This window comes from Kosakonia oryzendophytica (assembly GCF_027886705.1).
GTDB lineage: Bacteria > Pseudomonadota > Gammaproteobacteria > Enterobacterales > Enterobacteriaceae > Kosakonia > Kosakonia oryzendophytica.
In genome coordinates, this window is record NZ_CP115659.1 from 3828815 (window position 1) to 3843335 (window position 14521).

Sequence of the window (14521 nt, forward strand, 5' to 3'; positions counted from 1 at the left end):
AAACGGACATGAAGAAAAAATCACCAGTCAGTGTTAACAAAGTGGATTTTTTCGACTTCAGATATGAACTGGAGCGCGCTGTTCTGGCAACAACCGAGGAATATTCCCGGCAGTGCCTGACGCGCGCCAAATTCCTTAGCTACCTGTTGTGCCGAAATCTCCGTCATGAATATGTGGAATTATTTAACGAAACATTTAGCAGCGCTGAAATCGCGGCACACGCCACCACGGACCGAAAAGAAAAAACGCGGGATTTCAGAAATAATTTTTCCCGGCTGAAACAGGCGATATATCATGAATAAGCAGGCGAGAAATTCGTTCGCCGCAGCGTGAAGAAAACGGCTGCACGCGGCATTATTTCTGCGTGTATCGATTGGCAAGCATCTCTTTTGTTGAGACGTGACGCCATAAATGTAACGCGTTTTTTTCAGCTATCGCTGATGGTTGAATTGCGGTGAGTAAGATATCTATTAAGTCGTACACTTGCAAAGCAGGGTATATATTTGCTAAAACAGCGTTCCCTGTATTGATCTTTATGAAGATATCACTAAAAATTAGGTGGAAAGCTTTTTAATTCCATCACAAGGAGTGACGTTATGTCAGAAGCCCTTAAATCACTAAATAACATTCGCACGCTGAGAGTTCAGGCTCGCGAAGTTACTCTTGAAACACTTGAAGAGATGCTTGAAAAGTTGACAGTGGTTGTTGAAGAACGCCGTGAAGAAGATCTTTCTTTGCGCAAAGAACAAGAAGAGAAAGAGGCCAAACTGGCTGCGTTCCGTCAAAAATTAATTGATGAAGGTATTGATCCGACTGAGCTTCTTTCCTCTCTGAAAGGTCAGGTATCAAAATCCAAATCTGTCCGCGCACCTCGCCCGGCAAAATATAAGTATGTGGATGAAGATGGCAGCGAGAAAACCTGGACCGGCCAGGGCCGCACGCCAAAAGCGATTGCAAAAGCCATTGAAGGCGGCAAGAAACTCGAAGATTTCGAAATCTGAAAATAAAAAGGGCGGCGCAATACCGCCCTCTTTTTTTGTCAAAACACCACTTCGGCCTGCACCCCAACGCTTATTTGATAATCTTTCCCATCGTTAAATGTCTGGGTATCGATCTCATTCTCCAGCGCTTTCAGGTAAGTACTATAGAAGCGAATTTCCGGACGCGAGTTAAGAATACTGGTATCAACTTTGTACACCTGCGCCAGCGTCACCTTATAACCCGACTCATCTCTCGTGACATTGTCAACATGGTTTTTCTGCGTGAAATACCCTAACTCCAATGCCGTTTGCATGTTGCGGCTCCAGATCCACGACGGGCGAATAACGGCGCGCGCGGTTTCAAAATCCGTATGCGCACCGGTATAGGTGGAGTAGAGATCGTGACCACGACCATATACCAGCGCATGCGCCATGATGATTTTCTCACCCAGATAAAATTCCCCCTGATTCACCAGCCGCCAACCGATACCCCCACTGTGAATACCGTAATACGCACTGTTGTAATCAAAATCCGGGTTGGCGCTGGAGATATTCATAAACTGACTGGCCAGCGAATTATCCGCCACCTGCAACGTCAGTTCGTTAGACCCCTTCTGCACCGGGTTGCGCAAAATAGCCTGGCCCAACCAGGAAGATTTCACCTGATAATATTCACTGTTCGCCTGCGCCTTTTTTTGCTCATCTGTTTGGTTGGCGAAGGCATATTTCGCCCCTAACTCCAGCGTCATATCACCGGTTATCGGCAGGTTTTTGTAACGCACTTCGGCAATATTCACGTTAACCTGCGTGGTATCGCTACAACTGGATGCGCCCGCCGCACAGACAGTACTGTAGTTATCAATATCGTTACGTGTGATCGCCATACTCACTGCGCCAACCGGCAGCTTCATATTTTCGATCCCCACGCCTGCCCCTGAAAGGGTACGGTTGCTCTTCCAGTCCAGTTGCTGAATTTCATACTGCGGCAGCGTATGTTTTCCGACCCAGACCGAGGCTTCCGGTGCAAAAGGCAGCAGGCCATTACCTTCCACATAGAGTTTACTGAGTTTGCCCATTCCACCGCCGGACATTCCCTTCTCGAAAGATTCATTACTCTGCGTTAAGCCCAGGTCACCTTCAAATTGCACGTTTGCCCAGATGGATTTGTCGCCATCGCGCCATGCCCGCTTCTTCAGCGACAAGTTATACCAGCCGTCATACTCATTACCAAAACGCCCCAGCGATCCTACCGCCCAGGATTTGGGCCCGCCATTGGTGGTGGTCGCCCATCCCGAACGGAAATAGCCGGAATATTTAAACCCGGTATCGTCCTGCACGTACTGGCTGATTTTCTTTAATGTTGTCGGCGACAACGCAGGCTCAGTCGTTGGTGCAGCAGCAGCGTGGGCCGTCTGCGTTGTTACGGTCAGCGGAGACGCGGTAGAGGCTACAACGGTGTGCTGTTGCGCTTTCTCTTTTTCTTCGTAGGCCTGTAATTTTTGCTGTGTGACGCGTAATTGCGCTTCGAGCGCTTCCATACGCTGCTCCAGCGTTAAATTTTGCGCCATGGCTTCACCGCTGGCGGCATAGCACGACATTAATACCATGGCGATAATGTTTTTTTTGCATGACTGTTTTTTCATCTTCATGATGACCCCTCAATATGGCATCCCCCAAAAACAAAAAGACCCGCAACTGACAGGTATTTACTCCGCCAGTTGCAGGTCTCGCCTGAATTAAATCAGTCACGTCCTGAAGGGATAATTACGTTAACAAATCAACATTATTTTAATTAATCGCGGTGACAATCACGCTCACCGCCGCTATTTCCCGCGAAGTGGGAATGTTATACCGACAGTGCTATCACCGGTTCGCCGAAGCGGGAATGCGGTTTATCGCTGATCTGTAACTCGCGCCAGGCATCGCCATTGGTAATAATCACGGGTGTAACCGTGTCATAACCCGCCTGCTTAATTTCATCGAGATCGAAGATCAACAGTAACTGGCCTTTTTTAACCGTATCGCCCTCTTTTACCTGCATATGGAAATATTGCCCTTCGAGCTGCACCGTATTAATACCGACATGGATTAATATTTCCGCTCCGCCCGTCGAGTGGATGCCTATCGCGTGTCCACTGGCGAACGTACTGGCAATCTCACCGTCGACAGGGGAATAAACCCGGCCCTCCTCCGGCACGATGGCAAACCCCGGCCCAACAATTCCGGTCGAAAAGACCTTATCATCCACCTCGCTCAGCGGGATCAAGGCACCGGAAACCGGGGCAGCAATGTGCTCTGAGGAGACGGAGGGCGACACCGATTCGCGGGTTTTACGCGCCATTGGCTTGTTCTCTTTTACCGCCGGAGCGGCCTGTACAGGCTGCGCGTTTGGCTCGTCAAACCCGACGATCAGGGTTAACGCAAAGCTGCCAATAAACGCCACAACGCAACCGATAATAAAGCCAACAAACCCTTCCCCGTAGAAGATAGGTAATGTCAGTAAACCGGGCATTCCCATGGAGATGGCCGAACTTTTCGCATAACCCACGACCGCACCGCCGAAAGCGGCGGCAATGACCGCGCAGACAAACGGTTTTTTCAGCTTAAGCGTAACGCCATAAACGCCCGGTTCGGTAATGCCAAACAGAGAAGCAATAAAGGAACTGCCCGCCAGCGCTTTCATTTTTTTGTCTTGCGCACGCAGCATCACCGCCAGCAATGCACCGGACTGAGCAAACACCGAGGGGCTGGAAGCAGCTTTGAGGAAGCTGTGCCCCATCACGGAAATATCATTAATGAAGACGGTGACAAACCCCCAGTGCACGCCAAAAATAACCAGCACTTGCCACGCCGCCGCCATCAGCGCGCTGGCGATAATCGGGTTAAAACTGTAAATCGACACAAACAGCGAGGCGACCGTTTCACTGATAGTGATGCCCACCGGTCCGATGGTCATCAGTGTCAGCGGCACCATCAGCGTTAACAGGAAAAATGGCGTAAGGATATTGCGCACGCTTTCATGGATATGGCGGTTCAGGAAACGTTCGATTATCGACATCAGCCAGACGCTGAAAATAATCGGGATCACCGTCCCGGTGTATTTCATCATCATCACCGGTAAGCCAAAAAAGGTCACCGGCTGGCCGCCATCGAAGAGCCCCTGAATGCTGGGATAGATCAGCGCCCCGGCAATGGAGACCGCCACAAAAATATTGGTTTCAAATTTCCGCGCGGAGGTGATGGCCAGCAGCAACGGCAGGAAATAGAACAGGCTGTCCGATGCCGCATGCAAAATAATGTAGGTGGTCTCTTTATTACTCATCCAGCCCGCCGCCAGCACAATCGCCAGTGCGCCCTTCAGTACCCCCGCCGCCGCCATCGCTCCAAGCAGTGGTGTGAAAATGCCCGCGACCAGATCAATCAGCCGTCCCAGCACCGAGACGTTGTTTTTCTCCTCCGCTGGCGCTTTTTTGACTTTATCATCATCCAGCAAACCAGAAATGGCGCCAAACGCGCGAAACACTTCCGGGACACGATTGCCGATCACGATCTGTAATTGCCCTGACCCCTTCACCACCGTAATAACGCCATCCAGCGCTTCAAGCTCCGCCAGCTTGACCTTGCTGTGGTCAATAATTTTAAAACGCAGCCGTGTTGCGCAGTGCACTAACGTTGCGACGTTATCTTCCCCACCCACCAGCGGCAGAATATTTTCTGCCAGAACGTTGCTATTCATAATGAGACTTCCCGTTTCATAAACGACAAAAATTGCCAGTTCATATGCGCTCGTTGCCTGTATCCGCTGGCCAGCAGAAAAAAAGCAAAAAAAAACCTGGATAAAATAGTGTGAAAAAACACACTGCTTTATCCAGGTCTCGCCCAGAATATTCTGGTGACGTCCTGACGAACGTCCTCTTTCTAACAAGCTCCGTGAGGAATTACTACTGAAACCTCCCGTTTTGTGAAAATCATCACTAAATTTCCCGCGTCGTGGATAACGATCGCCTGCGCTACCGCTGGTGGCAGTACAAAGAACCCACCGCCACCACGATGGGCATCCATTTTGCCCCGGAGCTAAAACTGGAACAGAGCGAAACAATGGACGCCAGGTTTGTTGCGCCCACGGTGAAAACCGCGACGCCATTCCATATCATTCTGCCGGTGCAGGATGACGGACGCCGTCGCTGTTCGCTTATCGCCGGGCCATTGTGACGGTGACGTCTTAAGCAGGCTGTGAATTCAGCGGGGGTAATCCCCCCGCGAGTGTTTTTCATCACCCTGGAAACCGTACGCGGCAGACAAAACGAGCCCTCAGTACGGATCGTTCAGACTGGCTCCGTTACTGCTAATCACATCGCGATACCAGAAGAAGCTCTTCTTACGACGACGCTCCAGCGTGCCATTTCCTGCATCATCACGATCAACGTAGATAAAACCGTAACGTTTCGACATCTGCGCCGTACCGGCGCTCACCAGATCAATCGGCCCCCAACTGGTGTAACCCAGCAGTTCAACACCATCTTCTATCGCCTCTCTGACCTGCTGCAAATGCGCCTGCAAATACTGAATGCGATAATCATCTTCAATGGTGCCATCCGCCGTCGGGACGTCTTTCGCGCCCAGGCCATTTTCCACAATAAACAGCGGCTTTTGGTAACGATCATGCAATTCATTCAACAAAAAACGCAGCCCCTGCGGATCGATCTGCCAGCCCCACTCTGAGCTTTCCAGGTGTGGGTTAGGGATCATCCGCATAATGTTGGTGCGCGAGCTTTGGTACCGTTCCGGTTGCGCAGCGGCGCAGCCGCTCATGTAGTAGCTGAAGGAGATAAAATCGACAGTCTCTTGCAGATCCACAGCATCCTGGTCGGTGATGTTCAGCGTAATGTCATTTTCACGGAAAAAACGCCGGATCCATGCCGGATACGCCCCTCTCGCCTGCACATCACCAAAGAACAGCCAGTCACGATTCACGCGCTGCGCCTTTAACACATCTTCCGGTTTACAGGTGATAGGGTAGCGGATGCCGCCCAGCAACATGCTGCCGATTTTCGCATCCGGAATGATCTCATGGCAGGCTTTAACTGCCCGGGCACTGGCAACCAGTTGATGGTGAATGGCCTGATAAATCTCCTGCTGGCTTCTTTCACCTTCCAGCCCCACTCCGGTAAACGGCGCATGCAGCGCCATGTTGATCTCGTTAAAGGTGAGCCAGTATTTCACTTTGTCACGGTAGCGGGTAAACACGGTGCGCGCATAACGCTCAAACAGGGCAATCACTTCCCGACCACCCCAGCCATCGTACTGTTTTACCAGGCCATAAGGCATTTCGTAATGGGACAAGGTGATCAGCGGCTGAATGCCGTAACGCGCCATTTCATCAAACAGGCGGTCGTAAAACGCCAGCCCCTCTTCATTGGGTTGCATCTCATCGCCGTTGGGGTAAATACGCGCCCAGGCAATCGAGGTACGCAGCACGGTAAACCCCATCTCGGCAAACAGCTTAATGTCTTGCGGATAACGGTGATAAAAATCAATCGCCACATCTTTGATGCAGCTGTTCACCCCGTCCCGCGCGACCACGCTGCCATGAATGCCCTGGGGTTGCAGATCGGACGTCGATACGCCTTTTCCCCCCTCATTCCAGGCGCCTTCAACCTGATTAGCGGCTACCGAGCCCCCCCACAAAAAACCGTCCGGAAATGCCATTTGCATCGTTTTCTCTCCTTTCTCATCGGCTGTCTGCCGCTGTAGCCCGGCAGATCAGAAATAAAAAAACCTGCTCAGCACCGACAGGAAAGCATGTCGGTGCTGTCGCAGGTTTCGCCTGAATCACTCAGTTACGCCCTGTAAAAATGGCGTTTAGACGCCGCTTAATCGGTTGATATGGATAGTCAGAAACATAACCTCATCGGTAGTTAGCTGGCAGTCGTAATTTTTCTCAACATAATCATAGACCTTCATCGCACACGCATAAGCTGCCGGCATCATGCCAGTGATACCCTGATAAATGCTGTCATCGCCGTGCGTCACCGTGTCCCGGTTCAACAGACGCAGGGCAAAAAACTTCAGATGGGTAATAAAGCGCTGATAATCCAGAGATTCTTCATTGAGCGTAATGTGCAGATCGTATTTCAGGATCGTCAGCACATCTTTAATGATGGTGGCGCTTTGCATGGTGCTGTGCATATCGCTGTTATTTTTGGCATTCGCCAGATGCAAAGCGATAAAACCGGCTTCATCCTCCGGCAAAGTAATATTAAGCCTGTCCTCAATCAGCGCCAGCGCCTCCCGCCCGACGGCAAACTCCTGGGCATAGAAACGCTTGATATCCCACAGCAGGAAATTTTTGATCGTCAGGCCGTTGCTGTGTCGCTGAAGGGCAAAATTGATGTGATCGCTTAACGCCAGGAACAGCGTATCCTGCACGGTGATCGCCAGTCGCTGCTGGGCGAGCGCAATAATCTGCTCCGTCACCGCCAAATGCGGCGGCGGGATTTCAGCCAGCAACTGCGCAAGCACATCCGCCAGCCCGGCGGATTTTTTAACAAACTGACTCTCTATCTGGCTCTCGTCTACCTGGTCACCCGGCTTTTTGCCGAAACCGATTCCCCGTCCGATTGCCACGATCTCTTGCTTTTCATTCGTGAGCAGGACAGCGTTATTGCTGAGTATTTTTTCTACTTTCATTCCAGCTATCTCACTGTATGGTCCTGAGACCCTTCCCGGAGGCGGCGACGCACGAAAAAAAGACAAAAAAAAACCTGATTCCATTGCGACCACAGTGGCAGCAATGGAATCAGGTTTCGCTCAGTTTTCCGATGACGTCCCTAAGCGACTCTTATAACGAATCGCCCCGCCAGTCACAACCCTTCAGGCCATGAACTGTGATGATAATCATGGATGAAACTGCAATGGAGGGCAGGAAACGCGACAGTCGCAGACGTTCGTCAACTGCGCTGGCAACGCGTCAAACGTCCCCCCCATGCAGCAGGAATAAACCCACTCCTCAAGAGCAGAGGTCTCCTGCTGCTGGCCGAAGCAGTAAACCGGTGGGCAACTGCCAGCGAGCTGTGCGCAATTTTCGTAAGCCTGAATCAATGCTATGACCTGCCCAAGCGTTAATACTGGCCCGGAGCCGAGTTCAGGCAGACAATCCGCCATATAGAGTACATAGGCGTCAACCGCAGTTTGATGGTGTTGGCCACATCGGTTTTCTTTTAAATAGTGCCAGGTGGTGCACAAGTAGCGGGCATGCAGCCGGTTACCAGCATCAGAAAACCAGGCGGAGGAAAAGGGGGGGGTTTCTTCCCGGACACGTTTATCCGTTAATAATAGCGAGGCGCTGCCATTATTAATCAGTAATAAGGCGAGAGAAACCTTTTGCATTTCAAATGATAAATTTTTATTCATAATATCGGAAATAAAAAAGTGGCTTCGCCGTGATAACATCCTTATGAATATACATCTTAAATGAAACTTTTCCAGCCAAATTTTCAATTATGGGGAATTAATTGAATATAAATAAAAAAAATGCAGCAAAGAATTTGCCTTAAGGTTTTCTTAATAAATAAACCGCAAAACCGCAGCAGACGCCCCACCACCACAGGATTACGGGATAAATTTCATACAGTTAATGCACTTTTTTTAATCTTTTCACAATAGAGCAAGCACAGCAAATATAAGTTAAGGCTATTTCAGCAAATTTATAACAATAATATAAAACACGATTTCTCTTATTTGAGTGAGAATAAAACTCTTTTCGATATCTATGTAATGCTAAATACATCACAAAAAAATGTAATTCAGCGCAGAAATCTGGTTCGCCTTTTTGATTGTCTTATCATCTCAGTCAATAAAATCCGTATAGCAACCTCTGAAAATCACCGCAACCACAGAGGCTCGCCGATGCTCATTTTCGTGCTTATCGCAACAAATTTGTAACCTTACTCTTACCTTTCATCGCCTTTCATTTTTTGCTGGTTTACTATACTCGTCACAATAAGTATGACTATTCGGTGAAGATTCAGAAGGTTGTCTCCCGCGCCTTCTGGTTTGCACACACCCCAGCGGACTCAAGGCAGGTTAGTGTGAATAAGGTTAAACACGCTGTTTTTCGTCGGGCCATTGGCCTGATGACGCTTTCCCTCTGTTTTTTCCATCTTCCGGCGCAGGCTGCTGATCCATTATTGAGCCCCGCGCCACATTCCACACAACCGGATAACCCCGCGGACAATCAGGCCCGCGGCATGCTGGTGGCGGTCGATCAAGCGACGATTTCCAGCGATCTGGCGGGGCGTATCGTCGATATGCCGTTTCGGGAAGGCGATCCGTTCAAAAAAGGCGATTTGCTGGCGCGTTTTGATTGCGCCATCTATCAGGCTCAATTAAGCGCGTCTCAGGCAGCAACGCGGGAAGCAGAAGCCGAATTGAATCAAAACCAGCAACTGGCGCAGATGAAATCGGTTGGCAGGCATGCCGTGTCCTTATCTGCTGCGCGCCTGGCGCAGGCGCAGGCGGAAAGCCAGGTTTACCAGATTCAGGTTAACCGCTGTCGGATTCTGGCCCCGTTTGACGGTCAGGTGGTCAAACGTCGCGCCCAGCCTTACGAGAGCGTGGCGGCTGGCGTGCCGGTGATCGATATTGTCAATAACCGGCATCTGGAGATTGACCTGCTGGTGCCGTCGAGCTGGTTATCCATTCTTAAGCCTGGGCTGACGTTTACCTTCACACCGGATGAAACCGGCAAGCCGCTGCGCGCCAGCGTCTCCCGGCTGGGGGCGCGTATTGATGAAAGCAGTCAAACGCTGAGCCTGACAGGGGCTATCGACAGCAGTGACAGCACCCTGATGGCGGGTATGAGCGGGACTGCGCATTTCCAGGAGAAACCGTGAGCAACACGCCTCCCCTTTCCGGCGAACGCGTCTTCGCCCAATTTCTGGACATTGAACGCCAGGCGCGTTCGGCAGAGACAATCGAAGCACTGGCTTATTGCATCGTCAACGACAGCCAGTCTCTGTTCGGATTTCGCCATGCCGCGTTGGTGATCAACGGCACAGTGCGTGCCGTCACCGGCGTGACACAACCTGCCCCTCATGCCCCCTTCGTCGCTTTTATCGAGCGGGCCAACGCCCGGCTGCAACGCCAGCCGCAATATGACCAATGCGCCGTTGTCGACGCCACCGCGTTAGATCAACAAAGCCGTGATGACTGGCTGGCGCTATCCGCCCCGGAAGCGCTGTGGGTACCACTGAAAGATCGCCAGGGGCACGTATTTGGCGGTATCTGGTATGCGCGAGAGCACCCCTGGCAACAGGCAGAACAACGGCTGGCAGAGCAGTTGGCGCACGCCTTTAGCCATGCCTGGCTGGCGCTGGAGCCACAACCGGTCTGGCGACGCACTCGCTGGCGCTGGAAGCTGGCGATCCCTGCCCTGTTGCTGGTCGGATGCCTGTTTATTCCCGTACACCAGTCCGTGCTGGCGCCAGCGGAAGTGATCCCGCTTAACGGTCGCATTGTGGCAGCCCCACTGGACGGCGTGATTCAGGCCTTTGCGGTGCAGCCCAATCAGGCCGTACACAAAGGTGACCTGCTGGTGCGTTTTGACGATACCACCTTAAAAGCGCAGGCGGATGTTGCCGAACGGGCGTTAAACGTTGCGGAAGCGGAATACCGCGCCAGCGCCCAGCGTGCCTTTCAGGATAGCGACTCCAAAGCAAGGCTCGATTTTCTTGCGGCGCAGGTCGCACAAAAGCGCGCCGAGCGAGACTATGCCAACGCGCTTCTGAGCCGCAGCGAAATCCATGCCGAGCGGGATGGCATCGCTGTTTTCGCTGATGCTGAGCGCTGGGTGGGGAAACCCGTGCGTACCGGAGAACGGTTGATGGATCTGGCCGATCCGGCTTCCGTGTCGCTGCGTATTGAACTGGATGTCGGTGATGCTATCCGCCTGAAGCCGGATGCGCCGATCACCCTCTTTCTCGATAGCGATCCGCTTACTCCACACGGTGCGCTGTTAGACCGCATTGCTTACGAATCAGAGCAGACACCCGCCGGCAATCTGGCGTACCGCCTGGACGCCCGTTTCACCGGAGAGCCGCCGCGCATTGGTTTACGCGGTACGGCTAAAGTCTCGGGTGAATATGTGCCGCTGGCGGTGTATCTGTTCCGGCGCCCACTCGCAGTATTACGTCAGTCGGTTGGATTATGACAAACGAGGCCATGAGCCGCATCCTGCCCGCGCTGCGCCGCGACCTGCAACTGGTGGAGTCCGCGAAAGGGCTGGACGGCGCTCCCCAATGGGTGCTGGCGGATCCGGTCACCGGGCGTTACTTCACGCTGACGCCCTCCGCGATACGTCTGCTGCGTCACTGGCCTTTGCGCCAGCCCCACAAGGTGCTGGAAGCAGCGAACCAGGAGCCCGGTCTGCCGTTACAGGAAAAGGAGCTGGAACAACTGCTGCGCTTTCTGCGCAGTCACGATCTGATTGCCGCCAGCGACCCGTTGCAACGCCAGGGGTATCCCCTGAAAGCCGCAGCACAGCGGATCAGTTTGTGGAAAACCTTGCTGCACCAGTATCTCTTTTTCCGCATACCGTTATGGCGTCCGGATCCGCTGCTCGGTCGTTGCTGGCCAGTGCTGCAACGTTACGGTCTGCCTATGCTGCGCGTGGTATTACCGTGCATATTGCTGCTGGGGGGCTTTCTCGTTAGCCGTGACTGGGTGCGCTATACCCAAACCTTTCCGCATATGTTCAGTCTGCAAGGAATGGCGGTCTTCGGCATGGCACTGGTCTTCGCCAAATTTTTCCACGAGCTGGGGCATGCGTTTATGGCGAAACGCGCGGGTTGCCGGGTGCAAACCATGGGGGTGGCATTTATCGTACTGTTCCCCCTGTTTTATACCGACGTCAGCGATGCCTGGAAACTGAAGGATCGGCGCGCCCGATTATTGATCAGCGCAGGCGGCATTCTGGCGGAGCTGATCCTCGCCTGCATTGCATTGCTGACGTGGGCGCTGCTGCCCGATGGTCCACTGCGCACAGCCGTGTTTATGCTCTCCAGCGCGACCTGGATCACCACGCTGGTGGTCAACCTCAATCCGCTGATGCGTTTTGACGGTTATTTTTTACTGAGCGATTTCTGGCGAGTCGAAAATTTACAGGATCGCGCCTATGCCTTGTGCCGTTGGCGCTTACGTGAAGCCCTGTTTGCTTACGGTCACCCACCGCCGCACACCTGGTCGCCTGCCTTACAACGTAAACTGCTGCTGTGGGGGTATGCCTCATGGATATGGCGCTTTTTCCTGTTTTTTGGCATTGCGCTGCTGGTGTATCACTTTTTCATCAAAGTCATCGGCATCATGTTGATGCTGGTAGAAATTGGTTGGTTTATAGCCCTTCCGGTGCTGAAAGAAGCCTCTATCTGGTGGTCTATGCGTAAAACTGCTCACCCTGCCAGGCTGCTGCGTTCTGGCCTGATCCTGCTGGCGCTCCTTGCTGTCCTGCTGTTTCCATGGCGCGGCAGTATCCGCATTCCGGCAGTGCTGGAAGCGGAAAATGTCAGCGTACTCTACGCCCCGAGTGCCGCTCAGGTGCGCTCACTGCATGTCCGCGACGGTCAACAGGTTAACGCGGGCGAGGTATTGCTGGAGCTGACCTCGACCGATCTGGATTATCGCCTTGCCATTGAACGCCAGCAGATTAGTGTCCTGCAACAACAGCGCCAGCGTGGTGCAGGGAGGCAGGAAACCGCCAGCGAAACGCAGGTGCTTGACCGCCAACTGGCAGAATCGCTGGCGCGTTACCGCGGATTGGATGCACAGCGCCAGCGGTTATCGATCACCGCGCCGCAGGCGGGCCAGGTGAGAGACGTCGCACGGGATATGACAGAAGGTCGCTGGCTGCCTACCGATTTACCCCTGCTGCGCGTGGTTGAGCCTGGCGCTGGCAAAGTCCAGGGCTATTTGCCTGAAGACACCCTCACGCGCGCGAAAACCGGCATGACGGGAGAGTTTATTGCTGACGATCCGGCCTACCCGCGTCTTGCGGTTCGCTTAAGCGATATTGCGCCCACCGGCACCGCCTGGTTACAGCAAGAGATGCTGGCCTCCGATCGTCACGGCCCCATCGCCGTACGTCGCGATCGCGACCACAACCCGCAACCGGTACAGGCACAATATCGCGTCCGCTTTGTGGTGCAGGATGATCAATTCCAGCCGCCGCAACAACCGCTTCGGGGCAGTGTCATTCTGCAAGGGGAAAAAGAGTCGATCCTGGGCGCCGTATGGCGGCGGGTCGCAGCGCTGGGGATCCGCGAGAGCGGATTCTGATCCCCGTCAACAGACGAAACCGCTGTCTGCAGTCGCCGAAAAAAAGATAAAGAATATATCCTTGAATCTATAAGACAAATCTCAATTGTCTGGCTATGTTTTAATCGTGGCCGGACATTCCATCACAATACCGTTCTGCCGCGGCATACCCGTACCTCCCCCACCTCTGGGGCTAAACAGCATGATGACTGTTATCCGATGGGCTTAGCTATACCGTGAAGCCGCTTTCTGGCAAGGAGAGATCTGTATGAAACGCGCTCAATATTTGCTTACAAAAACCACCATTGCCGCTACGTTAGGGATCGCTTTTTCGCTACCGCAGTCGGCTTTCGCCTGCAACGGGGCGGGTGACGAATTTATTGGCAGTGTGTGTTATATGGCGATCCGGTACTGCCCGGAGGGCTATTTACCCGCCGACGGCAGAACGCTGAACGTCAATGGTTACCAGGCGCTCTATTCCCTGATTGGCAACATCTACGGCGGCACAGCGCCCACGACGTTCTCGCTGCCTGATCTGCGCGGCAAAACCGCAATCGGTACGGGTACGGTCGCAACGCCGTCAGGTAACGTTACGTATACGCTCGGAAAAGTCATCGGTCAGGAAACCGCCGTTGGCAGCGGCAGCAGTTCAGTCGTGCTCAATGCGGCGCAAATTCCGCCACATACCCACCCGGCGACACTTTCCCTAAGCGGAAACAGCACGTCGGTCACTCTGCCCCTTACCGGCAGCATTACAAACCTGCCGTTTAATGCCGTTGCCAGTCTTGGCGTCACCGGTATTGCCAAAATCGGCTCATCAACCACCAGCGGTCGCTCGGTTAACCTGGCGGACAAAAGCCTGTTAACGTCCGTTAGCGGTCCCGCCGCACTACTCTACGCCCCCGCGGGTGCAACCAATGACCGGCAACTGGGGCCAGATGGCAGCGTGACAGGGACCGCCAGCGGTTCAGTTGCCGGAACAGCCAGCGGCGGCCAGTTATCAGGTTCAGCGGCTGGCACGGTCACCCTGCCGTTAACCGGTACGGTCAATGTAGGGGCCAATGTCACCACGCCAAATCCTGTTACGGTGCCGGTGTCGGTCTCGGTACCGGTGCGCGATCCGTCACTGCCCCTCACCGCGTGTATCGCTGTCACAGGGCTTTATCCGGTTAATCCAGGCTGATTCACCGTTGCGGATGGGCAGTTTTTTGCTGCCCATCACACGCATTGGC

12 protein-coding genes are annotated in these 14521 nt (G+C 53.2%); 7 read left to right on the forward strand and 5 right to left on the reverse strand.

Annotated features, from left to right (window positions below; all coding sequences use genetic code 11):
- Nucleotides 1-8: 8 nt before the first annotated feature.
- Nucleotides 9-302, forward strand: coding sequence for a hypothetical protein (locus O9K67_RS18590; protein ID WP_061496974.1), 294 nt, complete (start codon nt 9-11; stop codon nt 300-302).
- Nucleotides 303-596: 294 nt separating this feature from the next.
- The gene (locus O9K67_RS18595) at nt 597-1001 is read left to right on the forward strand and encodes an H-NS family histone-like protein (protein ID WP_061496976.1); all 405 of its coding nucleotides are present in this window, start codon (nt 597-599) and stop codon (nt 999-1001) included.
- 38 nt (nt 1002-1039) lie between these two features.
- Here O9K67_RS18595 and O9K67_RS18600 read toward each other — a convergent pair whose 3' ends face one another.
- Entirely contained in the window at nt 1040-2629 is a 1590-nt protein-coding gene (locus O9K67_RS18600) for a carbohydrate porin (protein WP_061496979.1), read from the reverse strand.
- A gap of 197 nt (nt 2630-2826) precedes the next feature.
- Nucleotides 2827-4716: a beta-glucoside-specific PTS transporter subunit IIABC gene (locus O9K67_RS18605; protein ID WP_061496981.1), complete on the reverse strand. Its 1890-nt coding sequence runs from the start codon at nt 4714-4716 to the stop codon at nt 2827-2829.
- Between the two features lie 254 nt (nt 4717-4970).
- Between O9K67_RS18605 and O9K67_RS18610 the strand changes: the two genes are divergently transcribed.
- Nucleotides 4971-5192 carry a hypothetical protein gene (locus O9K67_RS18610; protein ID WP_061496983.1) on the forward strand — a complete coding sequence of 74 codons (222 nt, stop codon included), beginning with the start codon at nt 4971-4973 and terminating at the stop codon, nt 5190-5192.
- 99 nt (nt 5193-5291) lie between these two features.
- Here O9K67_RS18610 and O9K67_RS18615 read toward each other — a convergent pair whose 3' ends face one another.
- The 3 genes from O9K67_RS18615 to O9K67_RS18625 all read right to left on the reverse strand — a co-directional run bounded on the left by O9K67_RS18615 (nt 5292) and on the right by O9K67_RS18625 (nt 8369).
- Nucleotides 5292-6695 carry a glycoside hydrolase family 1 protein gene (locus O9K67_RS18615; RefSeq protein ID WP_061496985.1) on the reverse strand — a complete coding sequence of 468 codons (1404 nt, stop codon included), beginning with the start codon at nt 6693-6695 and terminating at the stop codon, nt 5292-5294.
- A gap of 147 nt (nt 6696-6842) precedes the next feature.
- Nucleotides 6843-7670: a BglG family transcription antiterminator LicT gene (gene licT / locus O9K67_RS18620; RefSeq protein ID WP_061496987.1), complete on the reverse strand. Its 828-nt coding sequence runs from the start codon at nt 7668-7670 to the stop codon at nt 6843-6845.
- 207 nt (nt 7671-7877) lie between these two features.
- Entirely contained in the window at nt 7878-8369 is a 492-nt protein-coding gene (locus O9K67_RS18625; protein ID WP_271044616.1) for a FlhC family transcriptional regulator, read from the reverse strand.
- Between the two features lie 701 nt (nt 8370-9070).
- Between O9K67_RS18625 and O9K67_RS18630 the strand changes: the two genes are divergently transcribed.
- From O9K67_RS18630 to O9K67_RS18645, 4 genes are all read left to right on the forward strand, one after another.
- Nucleotides 9071-9874 (forward strand): efflux RND transporter periplasmic adaptor subunit, encoded by an 804-nt coding sequence (locus O9K67_RS18630; protein ID WP_271044617.1) that lies wholly within the window; start codon nt 9071-9073, stop codon nt 9872-9874.
- A complete protein-coding gene (locus O9K67_RS18635; protein ID WP_061496989.1) occupies nt 9871-11190 on the forward strand; it encodes an efflux RND transporter periplasmic adaptor subunit in 1320 nt (439 codons plus the stop codon). The genes O9K67_RS18630 and O9K67_RS18635 overlap by 4 nt, the downstream gene beginning before the upstream one ends.
- Nucleotides 11191-11201: 11 nt before the next feature.
- Nucleotides 11202-13310: an HlyD family efflux transporter periplasmic adaptor subunit gene (locus tag O9K67_RS18640; RefSeq protein WP_061500098.1), complete on the forward strand. Its 2109-nt coding sequence runs from the start codon at nt 11202-11204 to the stop codon at nt 13308-13310.
- 247 nt (nt 13311-13557) lie between these two features.
- Complete coding sequence (locus tag O9K67_RS18645) at nt 13558-14472, forward strand: phage tail protein (protein ID WP_061496990.1); 915 nt, start codon at nt 13558-13560, stop codon at nt 14470-14472.
- The last annotated feature ends 49 nt before the right edge of the window (nt 14473-14521 follow it).